The sequence below is a fragment of the Rhizobium sp. TH2 genome (genome assembly GCF_024707525.1).
Taxonomy (GTDB): domain Bacteria; phylum Pseudomonadota; class Alphaproteobacteria; order Rhizobiales; family Rhizobiaceae; genus Rhizobium_E.
Window position 1 is genome coordinate 1760688 of the sequence record NZ_CP062231.1, and the last position, 25252, is coordinate 1785939.

Sequence of the window (25252 nt, forward strand, 5' to 3'; positions counted from 1 at the left end):
GTATGACCGCGCGTATTCTAGTCGTTGACGATATTCCAGCCAATGTGAAGCTTCTGGAAGCAAGGCTTTTGGCCGAGTATTTCGACGTTCTCACCGCCGAGAACGGCTATGAATGCCTCGATATCTGCAGCAAGGTCTCCGTCGATGTGATCCTGCTCGATATCATGATGCCCGGCATGGATGGTTTCGAGGTCTGCGAGAAGCTGAAGTCCAATCCGAAGACCGCGCATATCCCGGTCGTGATGGTCACCGCGCTCGACCAGCCCGCCGACCGCGTGCGTGGGCTCAGGGCAGGGGCCGACGATTTCCTCACCAAGCCGGTCAACGACATGCAGCTCATGGCGCGCGTGAAAAGCCTCGTGCGGCTCAAGATGCTGTCGGATGAACTCAAGCTGCGTGCCGAGACCGCCCGTTCGATCGGGCTGGAAGATCACCTTGCCCGCGCCGTACAGGCAGAGGAAGTCGCCAGCATCCTGCTCGTCGATGGCCGTGCCAATTCGCAAGAGCGCATCGCACGCGCTCTGAGGCCGATTGCCGACATCACCGCGATGAACGATCCGCAGGCCGCGATCTTCGAGGCTGCCGAGGGTCATTTCGACCTCATCATCGTCAATTCCAACTTCGACGACTACGATGCGCTGCGGCTCTGCTCGCAGCTACGATCGCTCGAGCGCTCCCGTTTCATCCCGGTCCTGCTGGTGGTCGATCAGGGCGGCGAGAGCATGGTGGTGCGGGCGCTGGAACTCGGCGTCAACGATTACATCCTCCGTCCTGTCGACCCCAACGAACTGCTGGTGCGCTGCCTGACCCAGCTCAAGCGCAAGCGCTATAACGATCGCCTGCGCGACAGCGTGCAGCAGACGATCGAACTTGCAGTGACAGACGGGCTGACCGGCCTGAACAACCGCCGCTATCTCGACAAGCACCTGAAGCTGCTTTTCGATCGCGCGATCGCGCGCGGCCGTCCGCTCTCGATCTGCATCACCGATATCGATCGCTTCAAATCAGTCAACGACACCTACGGTCACGATGCCGGCGACGAGGTGTTGAAGGAATTCGCCGCCCGCATCCGTTCCACCGTGCGCGGCGCCGATCTCGCCTGCCGCTTCGGCGGCGAGGAATTCGTGGTCATCATGCCCGACACATTGCCGGAAACGGCTGCGGCAATCGCCGAACGCCTGCGGCATGTCGTGGAATCACAACCCTTCCAGCTCCGGCAGAACGGCACGGCGCTCACCATTACAGCATCGCTGGGTTTTTCCTCGACTATCGGTGGCGCCGAATCAGCGGAACAATTGCTCAAGCAGGCCGATCGTGCGCTCTACGAAGCCAAGCATGGCGGCCGCAATCGGGTTGTGGCGGCGGCTGCTTAGAATCCGCGGATTGCATTTTCGTGGTTCGCACGGTTGTCCACAGACAATTCTGGCGGATTTTGTTGGTACATAGGCGCCGCAGGGGCTTTCGCTCTCGCATGAGCTTAGCTAAAATTACGCTTCGTCGATGAATATCTATTAGAAGTAGTACCCATTAAATTCGAGCAATATCCCCAAGTTGATAAAAGTCAATTCTGGAGCTGAATACCTGTCTTTTAGTCGGCTCTTCCACAGCATAGCTTTCTGCTTTCAGTTGCGTATTGTGGAATCACTACGAGTATTTAATACTGTCGTATAGCGCGAGTATTTGGCAATGCGACCGAAGTGTCCGTATGCCGCTTTATGGGGCAGGAACCTGCCCGAGCGTTAACCATTTGTACACTTTTGCAACGGGTTGGTTAATAACCCGTTGATTTCCTCGCGATTTCGGAGCATGTTCCACCTGCATGGGAGCGGTAGCTAACTGCTCACAGATTCGGATACCCCATGATGCTCAGGTCCGCCGCATCTCCTGGGTCGTGGGGCCGGTCGGTCAGCTAGTAATATATGCGGAGTCCTCGTTCTGCTTTTACTGTTGACCGACCCCCATTGAACGCCACCGCCTGAACGGGCGGTGGCGTTTTCAATTTAGGCGAGTCTCCGTGCCGCTATTTGTCCGGAAGCTTGTCGTGGAAATGGGCATAGACCTGCTTTGCAACCGCTTCCGAAATCCCCGGCACCGACAAAAGATCCGTGATCCCCGCGCGTGACACCGCTTTTGCCGTGCCGAAATGTTGAAGCAAGGCGCGCTTGCGGCCGGGGCCGATGCCCGAGACTTCATCGAGCGGATTTTTCACCAGTTCCTTCTTGCGCCGCGCCCTGTGCGTGCCGATGGCGAAGCGGTGCGCCTCATCGCGCATGCGCTGGATGAAATAGAGCACGGGGTCGCGCGGCGGCAGTGAGAAGCTCTGCTTGCCGAGTTGGAAGAAGCGTTCACGGCCGGCCTCGCGATCCTGCCCCTTGGCGACGCCGATCGCGATCACGCTATCGGTAATGCCGAGCTCTTCGAGGATCGCCCGAACCGCCGTCATCTGGCCCTGGCCGCCGTCGATCAGAATAATGTCCGGCCATGCCGGGAAGGGTGCGTCCTCCGGTGCTGACTGCGAGCGATCCGGAATGCCTTCTTCCTTGATGAGCCGCGAGAAGCGCCGGGTCATGACTTCGCGCATCATGCCGAAATCGTCACCGGGCGTCAGTTCCTCGGATTTGATGTTGAACTTCCGGTACTGGCTCTTGACGAAACCTTCCGGCCCCGCAACCACCATGCCGCCCACGGCATTGGTGCCCATGATATGCGAGTTGTCGTAAATCTCGATCCGGCGGGGCGGGTAGGGCAGGCTGAATGTCTCGACCATGCCGTTGAGCAGCCGTGCCTGTGAACTCGTCTCGGCCAGTTGCCGGCCATGGGCCTCACGCGCGTTGTTGAGTGCATGCTCGACCACTTCGCGCTTCTCGCCTCGCTGCGGCGTGTTGATATGCACGCGAAAGCCCGAGCGCTCCGTCAGAGCATCCGAGAGCAATTGTTGCTCTTCGATGGCCTCTGACAGCAGAATATGCCGTGGACATGGCTTGTCATCATAGAATTGTGCCAAGAACGCGTTCAACACTTCAGCGCCGCTGAGCGCGGGATCGGCTTTAGGGAAGTACGCACGGTTGCCCCAGTTTTGGCCTGTCCGGTAGAAGAACACCTGGATGCAGCTGAGCCCGCCATCGTGATAAATGGCGAAGACATCCGCTTCCTCGATCGAGGCGAGGTTGATGCCCTGGTGGCTCTGCACATGCGACAGTGCCGCCAGCCGGTCGCGATAGACTGCCGCGCGCTCGAAATCGAGATCCTCGGCCGCCTCGTTCATGCCCTTGGCAATCGTAGCCTTGACCAGTTGGCTGCGGCCCGAAAGGAAGTCGCGTGCCTCGGTCACCAGTTCGGCATAGTCCTCGTCGCTGACCTCATGCGTACAGGGCCCGGCACAGCGCTTGATCTGGTAGAGCAGACAGGGCCGGGTGCGACTTTCGAACACGGAATCCGTGCATGTCCTGAGCAGGAAGGCACGCTGCAGCGAATTGATTGTCCGCCCGACCGCGATTGCCGAGGCGAACGGCCCGAAATAATCGCCCTTGCGGACGCGCGCACCGCGATGCTTCATGATCGCCGGCGCGCGATGCCCGCCCGAGATCAGGATATAAGGAAAACTCTTGTCGTCGCGCAGCAGCACGTTGAAGCGCGGCCTGAGCCGCTTGATCAGGTTCGCCTCGAGCAGCAGCGCCTCGGTTTCCGTCCTGGTGATGACGAATTCCATATTGGCGGTCAGCCGCACCATCTGGCCGATGCGATTGGAATGAACACGGCCGGCTGCATAATTGCCGACACGCTTCTTCAGCGAGCGCGCCTTGCCGACATAGAGCACTTCATTGTCCGCATTCAGCATGCGGTAGACGCCGGGGCTATTGGGCAATTGCTTGACGAATTCGCCGATCAGTTCCATGCCGGTCAGGCTGGTCTCGAGCCGCGGCGTCTCGTTCCAGGCGATTGTCGCGCCGGTCGCATCTGTCAGCAGCACATCCGCAGCGACCGCCGGTGCCTCCATGACATCGTCGTCGTCTTCCTCAATCGCGTTCTCGTCATAGAGAATGCCGCCGTCGTCAGGCGTGCGTCCGTTCATTCCACGACCTCCGCCACATCGGGCGTCTGCCAGGCCAGATGCTGGCCGCCATCGAGCGCGATCATCTGGCCGGTGAGCGACGGTGTATCATGCAGGTATCGGATCGTCCGGCCGAACTCGTCGAGATCGGCACCCTTTTTCATGATCAGGCCCGCCGTCTGCTTTTCAAAATCGGCCTGTGTCTGGCGTGCGGCCGGCAGCGTGGGACCGGGACCGATCGCGTTGACGCGGATGCGTGGGGCCAGCGCCTGTGCCGCTGTCTTGGTCGCCATATAGAGTGCCGCCTTCGAAAGCGTATAGGAATAGAATCGCGGGGTGGGGGACCAGACCCGCTGGTCGATGATATTGACCACAAGCCCGCTGACGGATTCCGGCAGTTGCCGCGCGAAATCGCGCACCAGGATCGATGGCGCCTTCACATGGATCTCGAAATGCTCGTCGAACAGCGCTTCGTCGAAATGCTCGACGCTGTCCTGGCGGAAAATCGAGGCATTGTTGACCAGCACGCCGAGCGGCCCGAGATGTGCGACCGCCTCCGCGATGATGGTTTGGCGCTCTTTTCGGTCGGTCAGGTCGCCGGAAACCACCGCCGCGCGGCCGCCCGCCGCCACGATCTCGTCGCGCAACGAGCTTGCCAGGTCGATAGACCGTGACGCGTGGATAGCAACGGCATAATCATGGCTCGCGAGTTCCCTGACAATCGCCGCGCCGATACGCTGGGCGCCGCCGGTGACAAGCACTGTCTTCAGTTGCCGGGATGTCAATTCAGGACCTTCAGAATCACGTTTGGATATCCGTTAATAGATATAGTGCGGCTTAGGCTGGTACAAACCCAAACGTAGAGGATTTTTTAACCGTAATATTCGATGTAATATTTCATCTAATTTTCAGTTTATGTTGCGCGGGTGATGGTGCATCTATATGTATAGTGAATGAATAGTTGATTATTGGATTGTTTCATTGATAAAATAACACAACATTGCCATGATTTATTCATGCTTTGGTAACTTCATTTCCCCATTTAGGAGGCATCAATTCTTTCAGTCCGGGAGCGGATTGATGTTCAGAACTGGTGCTGGAAATCGCGGGGTCCGCCGGTCCGGCACGGGAAATTAAGGAGTAGTAACATGCGTAACCTCATCAAGACCCTCACGGCTTCGGTCATCCTCGTTTCCGCCGCTGCCGGCTTTGCCCGCGCGGCTGATGCCATCGACGAGATTCCGTTGGCGCCTGAAGCCGTCGAAACCGTCACATCAGGCAACTGGGAAGGTGCCTATGTCGGCGGCAAGCTCACCCACCAGTGGGGTAAGGTCAAGGACACCAAGGATTATGACGCCAATGGTTTCGGCGGCGGCGTCTATACCGGCTACAACAAGCAGAACGGCCAGATCGTCTACGGTGTCGAAGCCGACGTGAACTATTCGGGCATCGACAAGGGCTACAACGGCGTCGAATCCGAGCAGGGCGTCAACGGCTCGCTGCGCGCCCGCGTCGGCTACGATCTCTCGCCGGCCCTAGTCTATGCGACCGGCGGTCTGGCTGCCACCAATCTGGAGAGCAAGGACGCAACGTCGAGCGACAGCAAGAACTTGATCGGCGTGACCATCGGCGCCGGCGTGGAAACCAAGATCACCGAATCGATCACGGCACGTACCGAGTATCGCTTTACCAACTACCAGAGCCAGACCTTCGATCTCGATTCCGGCGCCACCGAACGCGGCCTGAAAGATCACCAGGTCAATATCGGCCTGGGCGTAAAGTTCTGATCTCGCTGCAACGCGTTCCATTCCCAATCGTCGGGGGACGAGGGGCCGGGTGAAAACCCGGCCCCGATTTTATTTCGGCGCTTGCGGCACCATGTCGGCATGGGCGGGAAAGAACTTCTCGAATTTCTTCGTCCAGTTCCTGAGCTTCGGGCGGCCCTTTTCCCATTGGCCGGGAAAACGCAAGCCCAGATAGCCGATCAGCGCCGCGAGCGCGAAGTGGCCGCCGTGCAGGTTCTTGTTGGTCTTCGGCAGGTTGGCTTCAATATGATCGAGCCCGCGCGTCACCTTCACCCACTGCCGGTCTATCCACGGCTGGTGAACGAGTTCGGCCGGCCGCATGCGCCTTTCATAGACGATCGCCAGCAGGCAGTCGGTGATTCCGTCGCACAGCGCCTCGAACACCTCCGCCTCGGTCCTCTTTTCCGGATTGCGCGGGTAAAGCCCGTTCTTCGTCATGCGGTTGAAATATTGCATGATCGCCCTGGAGTCATAGACCGACGGCATATCCTCGCGGATCAGCACCGGAATCTTGCCGAGCGGGTTGTTGCCGGTCAGGAGTTCCGGTGATTCTTCGGTATTGGTCGTGACGCTCTCGACATCGAGGCCGAGATATTTCGCTGCCATCCGCGCTTTGGCGGAATAGGGCGAGGTGGGCGAGTAAAGCAGTTTCATTTGTATCCTCAAGGCAGGGCGGGAAGGTTGACGATGCGGGCGCGGCAGGCATTCCTGTCGGTCTCGTCGCAATCTCGGAAGGCAAGCGATTTGGTCATGCAAACGCGGATTTCAATGAGTTGCCCGCCTTGGCAGGAAACGGCGACACCCTTGTGCGTCAGGCCCGGATTGGCCTTCGTCATCAGGGTCTCGATCTCGTCGACAGCAAGCCTGCGTGGAAGTCGTCCGTCGAACACGACTGGCGGCACACGCACTCTCTGATAGGCAGCCCTCAACGTCTGGAAATAAGTCCGCTGGTTCAGCCCCGAACAGCTGCCGTGCTTGCGCCATTCGTGACCCGCAAGCCCCGCCGAGGGGATGATGTCGAACATGGTCCGCGCAAGCGCCTGCGGCACCCGTTCCGGCTCGCGGCTGGAGCAGTATTCCGGCCAGCCCCGCTCGTTCTGCGGCCACAATCCATGCACGATGAACGTATAGGGACGACGGCCGCTGCATTGTGCGGTCGAACCGTCCCGGTCGTTCGCCGCACACCAGCTCGGCGACCACGAGAGCGACAGAACATAAAAATCAAAATCGTCGGCAAACGCCCGGCTCCCACTGGCGAGCAGGAACACGGCCATGAGAACTCGGGTAGCGATGCGCTTCATCCGTCGTTTCCGGTTTCCCAGCCGATCGTGTTGCGGATCGTCGAGCAGTCCTTGCCGTAGATATGCCACGGATCGAGCCCCGCGATGCAGAATTCAAGCCCCGAAAGAAGCGGCGTGCCGGCAAAGCCCCATGGTTTTTCCAGGAGATACCACATGTCGCGTATCGTGCCGTCGTTCATCCGCGCCTTGGCATGGCACCATTTGCGGGCGACGGTATGCGTCTCGTCGCGCTTGCTGTCGAGCCGCTCGCGCGGATGGATGACCTCGACGAGGAAAATCTTCGTCTTGGTATAGCCGCGGAACTTGGAATCCACCTTCTGCTTCAGCGTCTCGATGACCCAGGGCGTCGTGCAATAGTCGGTCGGATCCGGCAGGCGGAGTTCACCGGCCGCCGCGTTGCCAGCCGGCACCAGCGCGGTCAGCGTCAGCGCGAGGGAAAGCGCGGTGCGAGCGAGAAACATCGTCATGACTCCGATAGCTAGGTGCCGCACCTTGATCCGGATGCGAATGCCGGGTCAAGTGCAAACCTGTCACACTTGCCGGTCTATAAATCGGCCCCGCTGCGATTACGTCTATTGAGGCCAGAAGTCCATGAAGCTCGTCCATATCTCCGACATCCATATCAACCCCGAGCCGATCCTCGGCATCGATCCGGTGGCCAATTTCAAGGCCTGCATCGATCACGTCGCCGAATTCCAGTCCGATGCCGACCGCGTCGTCATCACCGGCGACCTGACTCACCACGGCCGGCGCGAAAGCTACGAGCTGCTGCGCGGGATGCTCGACCAAAGCGCATTGAAGAACGACCTCGCGCCGCGCCTGCTGATCGGCAATCACGATGACCGCGACACATTCCGCGCCGTTTTCCCGGAAGCCGCGGCCGATCACAACGGCCACGTCCAATGGTACGAGGACGTCGCCGCCGGCCGCTTTATCTATCTCGATACCGCCGAGAAAGGCACCCATGCCGGCCATTACGGCGAGGAACGCCGCGCATGGCTGACCCATGTGCTCGACCTCGCGCGGGAGGATGGCGTGCCGGCCTGGCTCTTCATGCACCACAATCCGGCCGCCGTGCATGTCGCCAATGCCGACCAGATCGGCCTTGTCGACGAAGCCGCATTCCAGGCGCTGATTTCGGATTATCGCGACGTCGTGCGCCACATCTTCTTCGGCCATTGTCACTATACGCTGAGCGGCATGATCGACGGCGTGCCTTTCTCGGCGCCGCGTTCGACCTGCCACACATGCTGGCCGGATTTCTCCGGCATCGCCGACCGCATGGGCTATGGCGACCTCGTACCCAACTACAATGTCTGCATGCTCAACGAGCGTTCGACGGTGATTCATTCGGTCGATTTTCTCGATCAGCACAAGGTGAAGTGGCTGGTGGAATGAGCACATGGGAAAAAATTGCCATACGTCAAAAAAAGTACGACAATTTAAGCATTGGTTAAATATGGGACAGAAAATGGATCCATGCGAGGGAATTGTTAACTCTGGAATAGTGTGACTTTATTAGAACGGTAGCCTACTGCTGAGCGGGGGCTTCAACATGCATTCCAAAAGAGATCACTTCAGCGCAATCGGGCGCGACAAATCCGGAAATTTCGGGATAATCCTTGCGCTACTGATGGCGCCCATCGCGCTCGCGATGGGAACTGCCATCGACTATGGCTATGCGCTGAGCGTCAGAACCGAAATGCAGAGCGCAGCCGATATCGCGGCCGTTCAGGCACTTTCTGAGCAATCAGCCGGTGTCATCGCAGCCTTGACACAGAGCCTGAGCGGCGAACTCCAACTCGCGGAAACCGACGCCGGATATCTCTTTGAAGCCAACCTGCAGAAAATGTCCAAGGATTATCTCAATTCGAAAGAGATCAACATCGTCCGGACTGGCGACACATTCGTTTCCACTGTGAGCTTCAAGGCGACCGTCCCCACCAGCTTTCTCGGCATGTTCGGCGTGCGCAAGATTGAGGTCGCCGGAATCGCGAAGGGCGTCTATGTGCCCGCGAGCTACATCGATTTCCATCTAATGCTCGACAATTCGCCCTCTATGGGCTTGGGAGCCACGACTGCGGATATCGCCAAGCTGGAAGCGAACACGCCCGACAAGTGCGCGTTTGCATGTCACGAAACGACGAAAGCCGATAACTACTATAAACTTGCAAAATCACTCGGCGTGATGACGCGCATCGAGCTCGTCAGCGAAGCTGCGCAGAAAATGATGGAGACAGCCGAAGATACTCGTCGCCACAAGGACCAATATCGTATGGCGGTGTATTCCATGGGTGCGAAGGCGGAGGAACCCGCACTCACCAATGTCGCCGAACTGTCGTCAAATCTGGACACGGTAAAAACGAACACCAAGAAGATCGATCTGATGTCCATTCCCAAGCAGAACTACAAGCAGGACCAGATGACAGATCTTTTGACCAATCTGACCGCACTTAAAGATAGCATGGGCAAGTCGGGAAGCGGCATGAATTCCGGGGATCGCAAGAAGGTTCTGTTTCTTGTCAGCGATGGTGTCGAAGACGTTTACAGGCCGATCGGATGCATACGCGCGCCAATCTCCAGTGGTGACAACAAGGGAAGATGCCAAGCGCCGTTGGATAGTTCGATCTGCCAGAAAATCAAGGAAAATGGCGTTTCAATTGCTGTGCTCTATACAACTTATCATCCCATCGAACGAGATGGTTGGTACAACAAGCATATCAAGCCCTTTAGACCAGACATCGGTACGCATATGAAAGCCTGCGCTTCCGAAGGTCTCTTCTTCGAAGTTTCCCCGTCTCAGGGCATCGACGAGGCGATGAACGCCCTGTTCATGAAAGTCGTCAACATGCCACGGCTGACGCAATAAAGGGTCTCACTCACCTCTGCCCCACCCGCAAGGAGACAGGCCGAAGCGATCCTGCGCCAGCCGCTCCTTGAGGAGCGGCAGCAGGATGGCGCCGGGAGTAATGCGAAGTCAAACGATGCCGAGGGGGCCAGCAAGCATCGCAAGTCCGGCAACCAACAGCACGGCAGCCATGACCTGCGCCATGCGCTTTCCGCCGGGCGCCAGCTTCTCGAGCGCGACATAGAGCGCGATGCCGACGATCCACCAGATGTTCATGACGCCGCCGACGAAAAGGAGCGACATCAGGGCCCAGCAGCACCCCAGGCAGTAGCGGCCATGAATGAGCCCCATGCGGAACGCTGCGGCGCGCCCCGTTCGCCGATGCCGTGTGAGCGCTTCCACGGGGCCGCGGCAGTGATCGAGGCAGGCGGCTTTCACGGGAGACAATTGATAGAGACCGGCACCAATCAGGACCACTGCTGCGAGATAGGGCGTGGCAAGGTTCATGTACATCGCCGATACCAATCCGCTGGCCGACAAAAGGCCCTGCGCCGCGGTCGCCACCAGGCTGAACCCCGCCCATATGACGAGGTAACCGGAGAGAAATTCGAGAGGCCCCCAGGCGCCGCGATCGCGATTGAGCGCGCCGTAAAGCAGGATGGTCGGAGCGGCGCTAGGAACCATCATGGCGACCATCATCAGCCACCACATGAAGAAAATGACGACCGCGTAGCCAGGCGTCCAAACCATGGGCATGATCATGTCAGGCATGCCGCCGATCAGCGCCCCGGCAGGCCCCGTGTCCAGCGACATGCCGAGCGATGACATGCCGGTTCCCGCCCCCGACAGGACGAAGCAGGCCGAGGCCGTGACGCCGATCAGAAGCGCCCCGATGACGATCACGCGATCGCGGGTTAGGATGCGTTCGACGATCGATTGGTTCACGGTCCGTCCTCAGGCAGCGTGTTCGATCACACCCTGGCCGTTCATGTACACCCGGCAGATATGCGCGTGCGTATTCTTGCTCTTTTCAAGGGAGATAGCGCCAAAGGTCCGTGTCGTGCCGCTGGCCACTTCGGCAACTCGATATTCGAATCCGTGCGGCAGGTTGATGCGAGCGCGATGCTCCTGGCCGGTCACGGGATTGCGGATCGGTTCGACGTCCAGATCGAACACATCGGGCACACGAACATATCCCGTTCGTGATTCCATATCGATGCGCAAGTCTATCGGCTTGGTCAGTGTTTCCAGCTTGTTCGGTGCCATCTTGCTGAAGACCCAGAACATGGTTGCCATGTCCTCGGTCTCGCCTCCGGTGACGATCGTTTCGATGGCCTCGCGTTGTTCCGGTGTAGTGGCCGAATCCACCACCAATTGTATCGTGCCGTTGCCGAGATGGATCGGACCCGGCCAATGCGCCGTCAGCGCGATCTTCACGCCGTCCAGCCGGACATCGCCGAAATGGCCCGACTTGACGATGAAGCCCACGGCCGCTTCGCAATTGTCATGGGTCGGAAGCGAATTGAACTGGCAAGGACATCCGGGATCGCAATTGCAGTTCGCGATTTCCAGTGCATCGATCTCCCAAGGTATCATGGAAACCTCCCCCAAAACCGATCTTGGTGATACCTAATATAGATACCACTAAACCGGAATGCGGGATACTTTTATTTGGCCGGCCACCGCGCGATACTTCCGATTGTGGTGCGGCGCGCAGGTCACTCGCCCCGGACCCACCAGCAGCGCGAGAGGCCGAAACGATCCTGCGCCAGCCGCTCCTTGAGAAACGGCAGGAGAATGTCCAGTTCACCCTTCAGGGTATAGGGCGGATTGACGACGATAAGGCCGGAGCCGGTCAGGCCTTCCTCGCGATGGCCTTTCACCGTCAGCTCGGCGCCCAGCATTTTCGGGATCTCGAGCTCGAAAAGCGCCTCGTGGAACTCGCGGATCGGGGCAGTGTTCTTCAGCGGATACCACAGGCAATAGACGCCGCCGGGAAACTTCCGCCATGCTTTGGCGAAATTATCGACCAGGCGTTTGTATTCGTTCGGCTCCTCGAAGGGCGGATCGACCAGGATCAACCCCCGCTTTTCCTTCGGCGGCAGATGCGCGTTGAGCGCCAGCCAGCCGTCGAGATGGGTGACGCGGGTCTGGAAATCGCCTTCGAAATTGGCATGCAGCGTCTCGTAGTCCTCGGGATGCAGCTCCATCAACGAGAGCCGGTCTTCCTTCCTCAGCAGCATCCGGGAAAGCTTCGGCGAGCCGGGATAGAGCATGACATTGGTGGTCGCGTTGAGCGCCTTGACCGCGTCGAGATAGGGCGCGAGCAGCGGCGCGACATTCCTGGGCAAGTCCGCGCCCATCAGCCTGCCGATGCCGCCAAGCCATTCGCCCGTCTTCTGCGCCTCCTCTGCGGAGAGATCATAGAGGCCGATGCCGGCATGGGTATCGATCACCCGGAACGGCTTGTCCTTCAGCTTGAGATACTCGATCAGCCGCGCTAGGACCGCATGCTTCAGCACATCGGCGAAATTCCCGGCATGATAGATGTGGCGGTAATTCATGATTTCCCGTGATCGTCACATGATTTTTCGCAATTGCGAGATGATGCGCTTTTCCGCGCCCATCGCATCGCATATAGAAATGCCATGAATATTGCGACCCGCGACATAGAAAAAGTCACCATCGGCCACACCGCCTGTCCGCATGACTGTCCCTCCACCTGCGCGCTCGACGTCGAGATCGGCGCCGATGGCCGGATCGGACGGGTGAGGGGCTCCGACTCCAACAGCTACACCGCAGGCGTGATCTGCGCCAAGGTCGCGCGTTATGCCGAGCGGCTCTATCATCCAGACCGGCTGATGCACCCGATGCGCCGCACCGGTGCCAAGGGCGCCGGCGGTTGGCAGCAGGTCCGTTGGGATGACGCGCTCGACGAGATCGCCAACGCCTTCGTCAAGGCCGAGGCCATACATGGCTCGCAGACAGTCTGGCCCTATTACTACGCCGGCACGATGGGCTGGGTGCAGCGTGATTCCATCGACCGCCTGCGCCATGCCAAGCGCTATTCCGGCTTCTTCGATTCGATCTGCACCAACCAGGCCTGGACCGGCGTCGTCATGGGCACCGGCGCGCTGCGCGGTCCCGATCCGCGCGAAATGGCGAAATCCGACTGCGTGGTGATCTGGGGCACCAATGCCGTCTCGACCCAGGTCAATGTGATGACGCACGCGATCCGCGCCCGCAAGGAACGTGGGGCGAAGATCGTCGTCATCGACATCTACGATAATCCGACGATGAAACAGGCCGACATGAAGCTGATCCTCAGGCCGGGATCGGATGCCGCGCTCGCCTGTGCCGTCATGCACATCGTATTCCGCGATGGCCATGCCGACCGCGAATACCTCGCGAAATATTCCGACGATCCCTCGGGCCTTGAGGCACATCTTAAGACCCGGACACCGGAATGGGCCTCTAGCATAACCGGCCTCTCGGTCGGGGAGATCGAGACATTCGCCCGCCTCGTCGGCACGACCAAGAAGACTTTCTTCCGCCTCGGTTATGGCTTCACCCGGTCGCGCAACGGCGCGGTATCGATGCATGCGGCGCTCTCGGTGCCCGTCGTGCTCGGTGGATTCAAGTATGAAGGCGGCGGTGGTTTCCATTCCAATTCCGGCATCTTCGGCCTGGACAACCGGCTGCTCACGGGCGCGTCATTCGCCGATCCAGCCATCCGGCACCTGGCGCAGACCGAACTCGGCCGCATCCTCACCGGCGACAAGGCCTCGCTGCAGGGCGGCCCGCCGGTGACCGCCATGCTGATCCAGAACACCAATCCAATGAACGTCATGCCCGAACAGCGGCTGGTGCGGCAGGGCTTTGCCCGCGACGATCTCTTCGTCGCGGTGCACGAGCAGTTCATGACCGAGACGGCTGACATCGCCGACATCGTGCTGCCCGCCACCATGTTCGTCGAGCATGACGATATCTATCGCGCCGGCGGCCAAAGCCACATCCTGCTCGGCCCCAAGCTCGTCGAAGCGCCCGAAAACGTGCGCACCAATCTCTTCGTCATCGAGGAACTCGCAAAGCGCCTCGACGTGTCCGACATGCCCGGCTTCGGCCTGACGGAGCGCCAGCACATCGATGCGATCCTCTCGCCGGCCGATCTGCCGAGCTATGAAGAACTAGCCGCCGACAAATGGTTCGACCGCCAGCCGGATTTCGAGACCGCGCATTACCTCAATGGCTTCGCCCAGCCCGATGGCAAGTTCCGCTTCAAGCCGGACTGGAAGGGCCAGCGCGGCCCGACCCGCCCGCCCGAAAGCATGGGGTTAATGGGCCCCGTCGATACGCTGCCAACCTTCCCGGATTACTGGGCCTCGATCGAGGAGACCGATGCCGCGCATCCCTATCGCCTCGCCACGCCGCCGGCGCGCAACTATCTCAATTCCACCTTCGCCGAGACCAAGACGTCGCGCGAGAAGGAAGGCCGTCCCGAATTGATGATCTCGCCGGCCGATGCGGCACGCGCGGGCATAGCCACCGGCGACATCGTCACCATCGGCAATGCGAGGGCCTCGATCCGCATCCACGCGAGGGTCACTGATCTTACCAAGCCGGGCGTGGTGCTGGCCGAAGGGCTGTGGCCCAACAAGGCACATCTCGACGGCGAGGGCATCAACGTGCTGACCAGCGCCGAAGCTGCCGCCCCCTATGGCGGTGTCGGCCTGCATGACAATCACGTATGGCTCAGGAAGTAGATCGACCCATGGACATGAAGATAGAGCCGAAGATCAGGATTCTGGCGCGCGAGACGCTGTCGAAGCGCTTCGTCAACCTGGAAAAGGTGACAGTCGAGCACGCCACGCTCGCCGGTGGACGCCAGACGGTCGAGCGCGAGATCCATGACCACGGCAATGCCGCGACGATCCTGCTCTACGATCCCACGAAGAAAACCGTCGTGCTGGTGCGCCAGTTGCGCGTGCCTGTTTTCCTCAACGGCGGCGAAGGCTTCATGATCGAGGCGCCCGCCGGCCTCAACGACGGCGACCATCCCGCGGATGCGATCGCCCGCGAGGCGATGGAGGAGACCGGCTATCTGGTCGAGAGTGCCGAATTCCTGTTCGACGCCTATATGTCGCCCGGCACGCTCACCGAACGCGTCAGCTTCTTCGCAGCCGAGATCGACATGTCGAAGAAGGTTGCCGAGGGCGGCGGACTGGCCGGCGAGGGCGAGGACATCGAAGTCCTCGAAATCCCCCTCGACAAGGCCATCGCCATGATCGCCACCGGCGAAATCTGCGACGGCAAGACGATCATGCTGCTGCAATGGGCGAAGATGAAGTATCTGGCGTAACCTGCTGCCAGGACGTCTGATTCCTGAGCGGTCGGCCGTTCGGATCGTAGATCGCGGTTTTCGACGGGCTTTAGGCCCCGTGGCACTTCTTGAATTTCTTGCCCGAACCGCAGGGACACGGATCATTGCGGCCGACGCGTGCCATCGCGGCCGCAATCGGTTCGGCATCAACCTCGCCGCTCACATAGCGCCATTCTCCACCGATCCGGCGGAACTCCGAGCGCTCGCCCTGCAGATGCAGGCGGCCGTTCTCGCGGAAGCGCGCCGTGAACGTCACCGAACCACGGTCGTCAGCTTCCTGACCGGCCTCGGTCGCGGTGATCTCCAGCCCCAGCCATTCCGTGTTGGGCAGCGACAGTGCCAGCTCGGCGTGATTGAATTTCAGCGCCGCCTCGCCCGCGGAAGTCTTCTGGAGATAGTCGAGGTCGCCGATCGTGAAGGCCGAATAGCGCGAGCGCATCAAGGCCTCAGCCGTCGGCGCGGGCCGGCCGGCGATCAGGGGACCGCAGCAGAAGTCGAAGGCCTTGTTCGACCCGCAGGGACATGGACCCATATTGCAAACCTCTCCCGCTGATCATGCCGATCCGGCCGTGGATACGGCGGCGGTCTGGTGATCGCGCGGACAGCCCGCAGCGCCAATATCAGGGGACAAATGCACGTCAGTGGCAGACAGCCGCCTCTCTTGAAGCGGCCATTGCAATCACTTGTTCTGCATCAGCCAGATCTTGCCCGCCATGGTGATCGCATGGGGATCTTCATTGGCGTTGTCGGCGATATTGCATCTGGCGACGAGGCCATTTTCCCGGAGTTCCTCCAGGATCGTCGTCGTGACGAACTTGATCTTCTGCGGCCGTTCCTTGAACCGGTCGCTCTTCAGGTAGGTCACCTCGGCGTTGAGGTGGGTCCATTTCTTGGGCTGCTGCGGATGGAGATTGCCATCTTTCGCCAGCTTGAGCCCTCTTATCTGTGTCGGTGTCAGCATCAGCATCGTCGTAGCCACGTGTTACCCTTGTGTTTCATCATCATGTCAGAACAAAAAAGGCCAGGCAAGATGCCTGACCCGGTCGGTAGCCTGCGTTCGCAATGCCAGTACATCCGTGGTCAGCGGAACGCAGAAACCGTTTAGGCGGCCTGGAGATTGCAGGCCGACATCTTGCCCGACTTGTTGTCGCGCTCCATGTCGTAGCCGATCTTCTGGCCTTCGACGATTTCGCGCATTCCGGCGCGTTCGACGGCGGAGATGTGGACGAACGCGTCGGCGCCGCCGTCGTCAGGCTGAATGAAGCCGAAGCCCTTGGTGGCATTGAACCATTTAACTGTGCCAGTGGTCATGTTTGAACCCTTTCATAGCATATTGAACGACCGCAACGCACAAGCATTGCGGATGGTGATAGCGATTTTTGAAAGGAAGGTTCGTTCAGGGCGCGGTGCTAAACGCGCGGTAACCAAAGCTCAGCAAGCAAAATATCGATAAACTGTAAATAGTCACATATATAGGCAATGTCAACTTTTAGTTTAGAATGGCTGCTATGCAAAGAGTTCCATCCGGATTGGGAGTGCGCTATTTGCCGAGGAATGCCAACAGCGAAGATCTGATCAGCGGCGACTAACGGTCGATTAGTTCCGCCTTACCAAGATATGACGCAGGTGCGATATTAGTGGAACGGTTACGCACCAGCCATGTTATAGTGGTGTTGTCGAGCTTGCCCTTTCGGGCTTGTCGAAGTTTCTGCCGAGTCATGACTTGCTCCGTGAGTCTTCGGCCCCTGAGGGCCATTTCATGCTACAGACACCGACAGTGCATTTCGAAGCGGCGAGCACGCTTGCCGTGGTGGTGTCATCAAATGAACCGCTGCTTTTCCTGTCCGACGATCTGAAGGTCATTGCAGCGAGCGCTTCGTTCTGCAGGGCCTTCGGGATCGATCCTGCTTCAGTTCCCGGTAGCCGCCTTGGCGAACTTGGAAACGGCGAATGGGCCATGCCAAAGCTTGAGTCATTGCTGAAAGCCACCGCTTCAGGAAGTGCGAACATCGAAGCCTACGAAATAGACCTCAAGCGGCCAAACCAGAAAATACGGCAGTTGGTCGTCAATGCACGGACGCTCGATGACGGCGACCTCGATCACATTCGCCTCCTTCTAGCCGTAACGGACGTGACCGATGTGCGCGCCGAAGCCCGACTGAAAGATGACCTCGTTCGTGATAAAGCCATCCTGCTACAGGAGGTCCAGCACCGGGTCGCGAACAGTCTCCAGATCATTGCAAGCGTTCTGATGCAGAGCGCACGCCGGGTTCAGTCGGAGGAAGCGCGCGGACATCTTCATAACGCCCATAGCCGGGTCATGTCGATCGCAGCCCTGCAACAGCAACTCTCGACCTCCCACGGCGGCAGTGTTGAGCTCCGTGCCTATTTTACGCAGCTTGGCCAAAGCCTTGGCGCGTCAATGATAGCCGACCCCGACCGGCTCTCGATTCAGGTGACGGTCGATGACAGCGCGGTGGATCCGGACGTTTCCGTGAGCTTGGGGCTGATCGTGACCGAGCTTGTCATCAACGCCCTCAAGCACGCCTTTCCCGACGAGCGAACAGGCACGATCGTCATCGACTATCGATCGTCGGGCAACGACTGGACTCTTTCGATTGCCGACAACGGCATCGGTATGCCGGTGGGAAGCGATGCACCCAAGGCGGGACTGGGGACTGGCATCATTGAGGCGCTCGTCAAGAACCTGGACGGCGAAATTAAGTTGAGCGATGCCGGCCCCGGCACCGTCGTTACAATCAGCCATCGGGAAAGCGCCGGTCTCCATGCCGATCTTTCTACAGCGGCGTAGGAACCAAATTGCCCCCGACGCGCTATACAATCGCAGCCCTCGAGGCGGCCCACCCTCGTATACCGAGTGAACGATGAATAACGGCAAACCGGTCGTCCTAGTCGTCGAAGACAGTCCCTTGATACGAATGGGTGCCGTCAATCTGGTGTTGTCGGCAGGATACGAAGCGCTTGAGGCATGCGATGCGGACGAGGCAATTCGCGTCCTTGAATCGCGAGACGACGTCGATCTGGTTTTCACGGATGTTCAGATGCCGGGGACGATGGACGGCATCAAGCTATCCCATTACATCCGGAATCGATGGCCGCCTGTAAAGCTGATGGTTGCATCTGGCGCGGCCATTCTCGAAGAGAGCAGCCTGCCCGTGGGGAGCAGATTCTTCTCGAAACCCTATGACGACCACGCGATTACAGATGCAATGGCCCGCCTGTTGGCGAGCGATATTCCACACGCCTCCACCATCGCGACGTAATTCCTGACAGATCCAGGAACAATTGTAGGAAAATATTCCTCACCTATCTTCCCAAATCTCCAACTCCATGCCATAATCCCTCCCGTTCCGCATCGGCTACACCTTGAGGCGTCAGGGCGAGGCGGGACCGGTGACCGGCTTGGAGAAGCGACGTAAATCTCCATGCCGGGCGTCCGCGAGAAGGGCCAGTCCTCTGGGGACGGCAGCGGAAACGCTGAGTTTCGCCCCGGACGTGCGCTGTAGCGCACACATATCCGCCTCCAGTCCTCGACAGGGATGGAGATACGGGGGCAGTGCTGGCGAGTTCGGGGATGGAGACACCGAGAGCGGGGCACGGATACGTGTCTTAACGGTCGCGAAAGCGGCCATATAACTCGGCACGGAGACGTGCCCCGGCCGATCCTTCATGCGAAGGCAAGGGATCGGGGATGTGCATGGTCATACCACGGGGTGGAAAAGCTCGCGTGAACGCGGAGGTGTATTTTAAGGGAATCCAATGATGCAAAAGGGACACCCCTCACCAACTTCGGCCAGGCATTCGCCTGCGGCTCACGCGGCCTTCGTATCCTCTCCCGCAGGGGAGAGGTAGGGTGCCACGCTCGCCACCTTCACTTGAGGCAAGGGGGTGCCACGGGTTTTACCTCTCCCCCTGCGGGAGAGGATAGCAAGTCCGTGAGAGGCGAAGCCGATCACTGGACGCGCTTGGTGAGGGGTGCTGGCCGGACGCACACCCCTTCTCCTGAGGAAATCCCGCACTTCCCGCATCTGCCCACTGGCAATCCCGCATTCTATTCGCTATTCGCTACCCGCAATTGACCCTTCCGGAGCCCCGATATGACCGACGCCCCAAAAAACGGCCTGACCTACAGCGATGCGGGCGTCGATATCGATGCCGGCAACCTGATGGTCGAGAAGATCAAGCCGCTGGTGCGCTCGACGAAGAGGCCGGGTGCGGATACCGAGATCGGTGGCTTCGGAGGCCTGTTTGACCTGAAGGCCGCGGGCTTCATCGATCCGATCCTGGTGGCCGCCAATGACGGCGTCGGCACCAAGCTCAAGGTGGCGATCGATGCGGGCAAGCATGACACGGTCGGCATCGACCTCGTCGCCATGTGCGTCAACGACCTCGTCGTGCAGGCGGCCGAGCCCCTGCTGTTTCTCGACTATTTCGCCACCGGCAAGCTCGATCCCGACCAGGGTGCCGCGATCGTTGCGGGCATTGCCGAAGGCTGCCGCCAGGCCGGCTGCGCGCTGATCGGCGGCGAGACCGCCGAAATGCCGGGCATGTACCGCGATGGCGACTATGATCTGGCGGGCTTTGCCGTGGGTGCCGCCGAGCGCGGCCAGCTGCTGCCATCAGGCGACATCGCCGAGGGCGACGTGATCCTCGGCCTCGCTTCCTCCGGCGTCCATTCCAATGGCTATTCGCTGGTGCGCAAGATCGTCGAGCTCTCCGGCCTCGGCTGGGATGCCACCGCACCTTTCGACGCCGAAAAGACGCTCGGCGAAGCGCTGCTGGAACCGACGAAAATCTACGTGAAGCCGCTGCTCAAGACGATCCGCGAGACCGGCGCGATCAAGGCGCTCGCGCATATCACCGGTGGCGGCTTTCCGGAAAACATTCCGCGCGTGCTGCCGAAGGCGCTCGCGGCCGAAGTCGATCTCGCGGCCATCCCCGTCAAGCCGGTCTTCCGCTGGCTGGCATCGACGGGCGGCGTCGCGGAAAAGGAAATGCTGCGCACCTTCAACTGCGGCATCGGCATGATCGCCGTCGTTCCCGCCGACAAGGCGGCCGAAGTCGCCGCCGTACTGACTGCCGAAGGCGAGACCGTCGTGACACTCGGCCGGATGATCGCCCGGGCCGAAGGCGCCGCCGGCGTCAGCTACAAGGGCACGCTCGCCCTATGACGTCTCCCCGCAAGCGCGCTGCGATCATGATCTCGGGCGGCGGCTCCAACATGGCCGCCCTGATCGCGGCATCGCGGGAGCCGGATTATCCCGTGGAATTCGTGGGCGTGATCTCGGACCACGCGAATGCTGGCGGACTGGCAAAGGCCGAAGCCGCCGATGTGCCGGCCATCGCCTTCGAGCGCAAGCACTTTGCCTCCAAGGCCGCCCATGAGGCTGCGATCCTTGCCCATCTCGCAAGCCTCAACCTCGACCTGATCTGCCTCGCCGGCTACATGCGGCTGCTCTCGCCGGATTTCATCCATGCCTGGCGCGGTCGCATCATCAACATCCACCCATCGCTCCTGCCGCTCTATCCCGGCCTTCACACCCATCAGCGGGCAATCGATGCCGGCGCGAAGCTCGCCGGCTGCAGCGTCCACTTCGTCACCGAAGGCGTCGATGAGGGCCCGATCGTCGCGCAGGCTGCGGTGCCGGTCCTTGCCGGGGACACCGCCGAGACGCTTGCCGCCCGTATCCTGAAAGCCGAGCACAAGCTCTATGCGCTGGCGCTCCGCAAGGTCGCCGGCGGCACGACCACGACCGACGGAGCAGCGCAGCTTATCTCGTTGGGCTGATTGCCCCTCACCCTAACCCTCTCCCCGTAAGAACGGGGAGAGGGGACGCTGGAGGCACTGCCGCTGCCACGAGTCCCTTCTCCCCGCCTGCGGGGAGAAGATGCCGGCAGGCAGATGAGGGGCAGTCTCGGTTGAAACAGATCGATAAAAATCGATCCAATCCGCTGACCGCAAATAAACCGCCCCCGCATTCATCCCCGCCCCAGAATCCCGCGTTAAGATCAATTTAACGGCGTTGCCCGCCAATGGGATTATATTCAAAGGGATCGTCATGCGGAAACTCGTGTCCATATGGACTGTATTGCCCAAGGGACAGCAGCTTTTCCTCGTGGCGCTGGCCACGTTCATCGTCATTCCCTTCGTCGTGCTGCTCTTCCTGCAGATCTACAACGCCTATCACCTGACCCAGCTCGGCAACGATATCGCGATCAAGGAGAACGAGTGGAAGATCGCGGCCGCCAGGCTCAACGCCAATGTCGATCCGGAAAGCCTGAAGAGCCCCGCCAACCAGTTCGCCTACAAGCTCATGGAAGTCCATGACGACATGGTTGCCGAACGCCGGGTGATCGTCACCATCCAGCAGCCGCTCGGCGAGAAGAAGCTGAAATCCGGCAAGACATTCACCGACGATCAGCTCCTCAATGCCGCCTCCGAGAAGATCAACGACATGGGCGAGGCCGAATGCGCCGCCATGCTCGAGACGCTCGCCGGCAGTTGCACCGTGATGTCCGCGACGGGCCGCGCGCTCGGCACCAATGCCTACGAATACCAGTTGCAGCTCGCCTTCGCCGAAAAGAGCAAGCTCGGCACCGTCGATCCCACGATGTCCTATGAATTCCTGGTGACCAAATCGAGCCCCGGCAAGGCCGCGACTTCCTCACGCGTCTATTTCGAGAAGGCCGGGGGCCTGCGCCAGCGCATCTACCAGGATGTCGCCGATACCTGTGCCGCCATGCGCAAGAAATCGGGCAATTGCAGCATCACCGCGCTGTCGGTCGCCTCCAAGCTGGACCGTGGCACGCCGATGGTCCGGGTTTCGGCGTCCGCGGCTTACGCCAGCCTTGTGCGGGCATCCGAAGTGACTGCCAGCACCCGTTGAAGCCTCTCCAATCGGTGATATCCTCGAACTCCCGGTGATTTGGAGAGATTCGCCATGAATTTTCGCGCATTGGCCGCCTGCATGACGCTAGTTTCAGCACCGGTCGCATCGCAGGCGGGCGACATGCTGCTCTCATCGGCCGATGGCACGGTGATCTTCCGCGGCAGCTACGGCATCACCGCCGTCAAGGCCAATGAGCTGGTCTGGGAGGGCAAGGCGAAGGTCTCGCAGCTGATCTGGAAAAGCCAGGGCATCAGCACTTTCACGGGTGACGCGACATTCGCGCTCGACAAATCTTTCTATTTGAAGGCAATCGGCACGATTGGCTTCGGCGGCGATGGCTACATGGCCGATTACGACTGGTTCAATCCGGGCGGCCCCTGGACCCACCGCTCGCAGCATCCCGACACGCGTCTCGACCACTATTTCGCGCTCGGCCTCGAGGCTGGCCGCGAGGTCCTCTCCTACGACGGCACGGCGGTCTCGCTCGGCGGCGGCTTCAAATATACCGACGTCAAATGGTCGGCCTATGGCGGCTCCTACGTCTATTCCGACACCGGCTTCCGCGCCGACCGGGGCAAATTCCCGGATGGCGAGAAGGGCATTTCCTACCAGCAGCAATGGCCGGTGCCGTATCTCGGCGTCAATCTCAGCCATACCGAAGGCGCCTGGACATTCGGCAGCGCGCTGCAGGGCGGCATCGCGGTCAATGCCGACGGCACCGACGACCACTGGATGCGCGACCTGCGCTTCATCGACCATTTCGACACGACGCCGGCCGTCATGATCTCGGCATCGGCCGAATACGAATTCCGGCCGGACACCGCCTTCTATCTCTCGGGATCGTTCGACCATATGTTCAGGACCCGGGCGGATACCGACGAGATCGACAAACTCACCGGCGACAAACACAAATTTCCCGATGGCGCCGGCGCGGATTATCAATCCGTGACCGTGTCGCTCGGGCTGAGGGGGAGGTTCTGAACTTGTGTACACGGCGTTTGACCGATCACAAGATGTCGCACCCTTGACCACCCCTCCATCCCCGTCATATTGCCATGACGCAATTCACGGGGATGCGACGACCGATGACCACTCATATCTCGGGCAGGAGCCTGCGCCGCCAGATATACTTCTGGCTTCTCGTGCTGGCTGCCTTCATCGGCTTCCTGATGCTGTTCTCCTCGATCCTGCTGCCCTTCGTGGCGGGCATGGCGCTCGCTTATTTCCTCGATCCGGTCGCCGACCGGCTGCAGCGCTGGGGTTTTTCGCGCATGGCGGCGACCTCGGTGATCCTCATGTCCTTCGTCATCCTGCTGACGATCGCGCTGATGATCATCGTGCCCCTTCTCGCGAGCCAGGCCGCCGATTTTGCCAAGAACGTGCCGGGTTACGTGACCTCGCTGCAGGGCATTCTCGCGGAGACCAATTCGACACTCGTGCCCGACTGGCTGAAGGGTCAGATGGGTACGCTCAAGGAAAATGTCGGCAAGTATATCGGCGAGGGCGCTACGTTCATCGCCGGCGTCTTCGTGCAGATCTGGGCCTCGGGCAAGGCGCTGGTCGATATCCTGTCGCTGCTGGTGATTACGCCGGTGGTTGCCTTCTACCTGCTCCTCGACTGGGACAAGATGATTGCCAAGGTCGATCGCTGGGTGCCGCGCGACTGGACTGATGTGGTGCGGCGGCTTGCCGGCGAGATGGATCATGCGATCGCCGGCTTCGTGCGCGGCCAGGGCACGATCTGCATCGTCCTGGCGGTGTTGTACGGTGGCAGCCTGTCGCTGGCGGGCTTGAATTTCGGTCTGCTGATCGGCATCGTGTCGGGGCTGGTATCCTTCATTCCCTATGTCGGTTCGCTGCTCGGACTGGTGCTGTCGGTGGGCGTGGCGCTCGTCCAGTTCTGGCCGGATTATCCCTGGATCGGGCTGATCGCCGCGATTTTCTTCGTCGGCCAGATCATCGACGGCTATGTACTGCAGCCGAAGCTGATCGGCGAGCGTATCGGGCTTCATCCGGTATGGCTGATGTTCGCGCTGCTGGCCTTTGGCTCGCTGTTCGGCTTCGTCGGCCTGCTGGTGGCGGTGCCCGTCTCGGCCTGCATCGCGGTGCTGGTGCGCTACGCGCTATCGCGCTATCTCGACAGTGACCTCTATCATGGCGACGCCATGCCGGATGCCGACAAGCCGCAGATCATTGCCGAGGACGCGACTATCCTGATCGTCAAGGAAAAGTGATAGGCTTGCTCGCATGAAAGCCACCAGAGCCGCAAAGCCGGAGCAACTGCCGCTCGACCTGCGCCATGACGCGGCGACCGGGCGCGACGATCTCGTGATCTCCGATCCGGTGAGTGCGGCCGCCTCGATCATCGACCGCTGGCCGGACTGGGCGTCGCCGGTGGTCATCATCACCGGGCCCGAGGGCTCGGGCAAGTCGCATCTCGCCCAGGTCTGGCGCAGGAAGAGCGGCGCGAAGGCCGTGCGGCCGGTGGCTGGCTCCGGCGCCGTCGAGGCTGCGGGAGAGGGGCCGGTGCTGATAGAGGATGCCGATCGCGACGGCTTCGACGAGACCGAACTGTTCCACCTGATCAACGCGGTGCGTTCGGCCGGCACCAGCCTGCTGATCACGGCGCGGATCTGGCCGCTCGCCTGGGGAGTAAAACTTCCGGACCTCGTCTCGCGGCTGAAGGCGGCGACCACGGTCGAGATCGGTGCGCCCGATGACATGTTGCTGTCGCAGATACTGGTCAAGCTGTTCGCCGACCGGCAATTGCAGGTCGATGACAAACTGATCGCCTATATCGTCTCGCGCATGGAGCGTTCGCTGGCCGCCGCGCAGACGATCGTCGAGCGGCTCGATACGCTGGCGCTGTCGCGGGGCACGCGGATTTCGCGCGCGCTGGCAGCCGAGGTGATGGGCGCGCTTTCCGAGCGCGAAGACGATTGACTGTCACGGAACT

At 60.3% G+C, this 25252-nt stretch carries 25 protein-coding genes; 14 read left to right on the forward strand and 11 right to left on the reverse strand.

Annotated elements, in window-relative coordinates; all coding sequences use genetic code 11:
* Window positions 1–2: 2 nt before the first annotated feature.
* A complete protein-coding gene (locus tag IHQ71_RS08875) occupies window positions 3–1373 on the forward strand; it encodes a PleD family two-component system response regulator (RefSeq protein WP_258161599.1) in 1371 nt (456 codons plus the stop codon).
* Between the two features lie 647 nt (window positions 1374–2020).
* Here IHQ71_RS08875 and uvrC read toward each other — a convergent pair.
* A complete protein-coding gene (gene uvrC, locus IHQ71_RS08880) occupies window positions 2021–4072 on the reverse strand; it encodes an excinuclease ABC subunit UvrC (protein WP_258161600.1) in 2052 nt (683 codons plus the stop codon).
* Window positions 4069–4836, reverse strand: coding sequence for an SDR family oxidoreductase (locus IHQ71_RS08885; RefSeq protein ID WP_258161601.1), 768 nt, complete (start codon window positions 4834–4836; stop codon window positions 4069–4071). The genes uvrC and IHQ71_RS08885 overlap by 4 nt, the downstream gene beginning before the upstream one ends.
* 363 nt (window positions 4837–5199) lie before the next feature.
* Between IHQ71_RS08885 and IHQ71_RS08890 the strand changes: the two genes are divergently transcribed.
* On the forward strand, window positions 5200–5838 hold the full coding sequence (locus IHQ71_RS08890; RefSeq protein ID WP_258161602.1) for an outer membrane protein: 639 nt from the start codon (window positions 5200–5202) through the stop codon (window positions 5836–5838).
* A gap of 69 nt (window positions 5839–5907) precedes the next feature.
* On the opposite strand, the gene IHQ71_RS08895 is transcribed toward IHQ71_RS08890, so the two are convergent.
* Genes IHQ71_RS08895 through IHQ71_RS08905 form a run of 3 tightly spaced genes read right to left on the reverse strand, consistent with a single transcriptional unit; the run spans window position 5908 to window position 7618 of the window.
* Entirely contained in the window at window positions 5908–6510 is a 603-nt protein-coding gene (locus IHQ71_RS08895; RefSeq protein WP_258161604.1) for a glutathione S-transferase, read from the reverse strand.
* Window positions 6511–6518: 8 nt separating this feature from the next.
* Window positions 6519–7157 carry a ribonuclease gene (locus IHQ71_RS08900; RefSeq protein WP_258161605.1) on the reverse strand — a complete coding sequence of 213 codons (639 nt, stop codon included), beginning with the start codon at window positions 7155–7157 and terminating at the stop codon, window positions 6519–6521.
* Window positions 7154–7618 (reverse strand): hypothetical protein, encoded by a 465-nt coding sequence (locus tag IHQ71_RS08905; protein WP_258161606.1) that lies wholly within the window; start codon window positions 7616–7618, stop codon window positions 7154–7156. Before IHQ71_RS08905 ends, IHQ71_RS08900 begins: the two co-directional genes overlap by 4 nt.
* Before the next feature lie 130 nt (window positions 7619–7748).
* Here IHQ71_RS08905 and IHQ71_RS08910 point away from each other — a divergent pair, with 130 nt between their 5' ends.
* Together IHQ71_RS08910 and IHQ71_RS08915 are read left to right on the forward strand one after the other, a co-directional pair.
* Complete coding sequence (locus IHQ71_RS08910; protein ID WP_258161607.1) at window positions 7749–8555, forward strand: phosphodiesterase; 807 nt, start codon at window positions 7749–7751, stop codon at window positions 8553–8555.
* A gap of 157 nt (window positions 8556–8712) precedes the next feature.
* Complete coding sequence (locus IHQ71_RS08915; RefSeq protein WP_258161609.1) at window positions 8713–10026, forward strand: TadE/TadG family type IV pilus assembly protein; 1314 nt, start codon at window positions 8713–8715, stop codon at window positions 10024–10026.
* A gap of 108 nt (window positions 10027–10134) precedes the next feature.
* On the opposite strand, the gene IHQ71_RS08920 is transcribed toward IHQ71_RS08915, so the two are convergent.
* From IHQ71_RS08920 to IHQ71_RS08930, 3 genes are all read right to left on the reverse strand, one after another.
* The gene (locus IHQ71_RS08920; protein WP_258161610.1) at window positions 10135–10950 is read right to left on the reverse strand and encodes a DUF2182 domain-containing protein; all 816 of its coding nucleotides are present in this window, start codon (window positions 10948–10950) and stop codon (window positions 10135–10137) included.
* Window positions 10951–10959: 9 nt separating this feature from the next.
* Window positions 10960–11601, reverse strand: a complete 642-nt coding sequence (locus tag IHQ71_RS08925) for a DUF1326 domain-containing protein (protein WP_258161611.1) — start codon at window positions 11599–11601, stop codon at window positions 10960–10962.
* A gap of 122 nt (window positions 11602–11723) precedes the next feature.
* Window positions 11724–12569 (reverse strand): 23S rRNA (adenine(2030)-N(6))-methyltransferase RlmJ, encoded by an 846-nt coding sequence (locus IHQ71_RS08930; RefSeq protein ID WP_258161612.1) that lies wholly within the window; start codon window positions 12567–12569, stop codon window positions 11724–11726.
* Between the two features lie 84 nt (window positions 12570–12653).
* On the opposite strand from IHQ71_RS08930, the gene IHQ71_RS08935 reads away from it, so the two are divergent.
* Both IHQ71_RS08935 and IHQ71_RS08940 read left to right on the forward strand, forming a co-directional pair.
* On the forward strand, window positions 12654–14768 hold the full coding sequence (locus IHQ71_RS08935; protein WP_258161614.1) for a molybdopterin oxidoreductase family protein: 2115 nt from the start codon (window positions 12654–12656) through the stop codon (window positions 14766–14768).
* Window positions 14769–14776: 8 nt separating this feature from the next.
* On the forward strand, window positions 14777–15364 hold the full coding sequence (locus tag IHQ71_RS08940; protein ID WP_258161615.1) for an NUDIX domain-containing protein: 588 nt from the start codon (window positions 14777–14779) through the stop codon (window positions 15362–15364).
* 70 nt (window positions 15365–15434) lie between these two features.
* Here IHQ71_RS08940 and IHQ71_RS08945 read toward each other — a convergent pair whose 3' ends face one another.
* The 3 genes from IHQ71_RS08945 to IHQ71_RS08955 all read right to left on the reverse strand — a co-directional run bounded on the left by IHQ71_RS08945 (window position 15435) and on the right by IHQ71_RS08955 (window position 16696).
* Window positions 15435–15824, reverse strand: a complete 390-nt coding sequence (locus tag IHQ71_RS08945) for a YchJ family protein (protein ID WP_374989970.1) — start codon at window positions 15822–15824, stop codon at window positions 15435–15437.
* 240 nt (window positions 15825–16064) lie between these two features.
* On the reverse strand, window positions 16065–16352 hold the full coding sequence (locus tag IHQ71_RS08950; RefSeq protein WP_258162785.1) for a hypothetical protein: 288 nt from the start codon (window positions 16350–16352) through the stop codon (window positions 16065–16067).
* Window positions 16353–16486: 134 nt separating this feature from the next.
* Entirely contained in the window at window positions 16487–16696 is a 210-nt protein-coding gene (locus IHQ71_RS08955; protein WP_258161618.1) for a cold-shock protein, read from the reverse strand.
* Window positions 16697–17144: 448 nt separating this feature from the next.
* Here IHQ71_RS08955 and IHQ71_RS08960 point away from each other — a divergent pair, with 448 nt between their 5' ends.
* The 8 genes from IHQ71_RS08960 (at window position 17145) to hdaA (ending at window position 25239) form a co-directional block, all read left to right on the forward strand.
* On the forward strand, window positions 17145–18197 hold the full coding sequence (locus tag IHQ71_RS08960) for a sensor histidine kinase (RefSeq protein WP_258161620.1): 1053 nt from the start codon (window positions 17145–17147) through the stop codon (window positions 18195–18197).
* A gap of 73 nt (window positions 18198–18270) precedes the next feature.
* Window positions 18271–18669 carry a response regulator gene (locus IHQ71_RS08965; RefSeq protein ID WP_258161621.1) on the forward strand — a complete coding sequence of 133 codons (399 nt, stop codon included), beginning with the start codon at window positions 18271–18273 and terminating at the stop codon, window positions 18667–18669.
* An 834-nt stretch (window positions 18670–19503) separates the two neighbouring features.
* Window positions 19504–20577, forward strand: a complete 1074-nt coding sequence (gene purM / locus IHQ71_RS08970; protein WP_258161623.1) for a phosphoribosylformylglycinamidine cyclo-ligase — start codon at window positions 19504–19506, stop codon at window positions 20575–20577.
* Window positions 20574–21194, forward strand: coding sequence for a phosphoribosylglycinamide formyltransferase (gene purN / locus IHQ71_RS08975; protein WP_258161624.1), 621 nt, complete (start codon window positions 20574–20576; stop codon window positions 21192–21194). The genes purM and purN overlap by 4 nt, the downstream gene beginning before the upstream one ends.
* A gap of 271 nt (window positions 21195–21465) precedes the next feature.
* Window positions 21466–22293 (forward strand): hypothetical protein, encoded by an 828-nt coding sequence (locus IHQ71_RS08980; protein ID WP_258161626.1) that lies wholly within the window; start codon window positions 21466–21468, stop codon window positions 22291–22293.
* A gap of 54 nt (window positions 22294–22347) precedes the next feature.
* A complete protein-coding gene (locus IHQ71_RS08985) occupies window positions 22348–23277 on the forward strand; it encodes an omptin family outer membrane protease (RefSeq protein ID WP_258161627.1) in 930 nt (309 codons plus the stop codon).
* Between the two features lie 104 nt (window positions 23278–23381).
* The gene (locus tag IHQ71_RS08990; RefSeq protein WP_258161628.1) at window positions 23382–24530 is read left to right on the forward strand and encodes an AI-2E family transporter; all 1149 of its coding nucleotides are present in this window, start codon (window positions 23382–23384) and stop codon (window positions 24528–24530) included.
* A 13-nt stretch (window positions 24531–24543) separates the two neighbouring features.
* Window positions 24544–25239, forward strand: coding sequence for a DnaA regulatory inactivator HdaA (hdaA, locus tag IHQ71_RS08995; RefSeq protein WP_258161630.1), 696 nt, complete (start codon window positions 24544–24546; stop codon window positions 25237–25239).
* Window positions 25240–25252 lie beyond the last annotated feature (13 nt).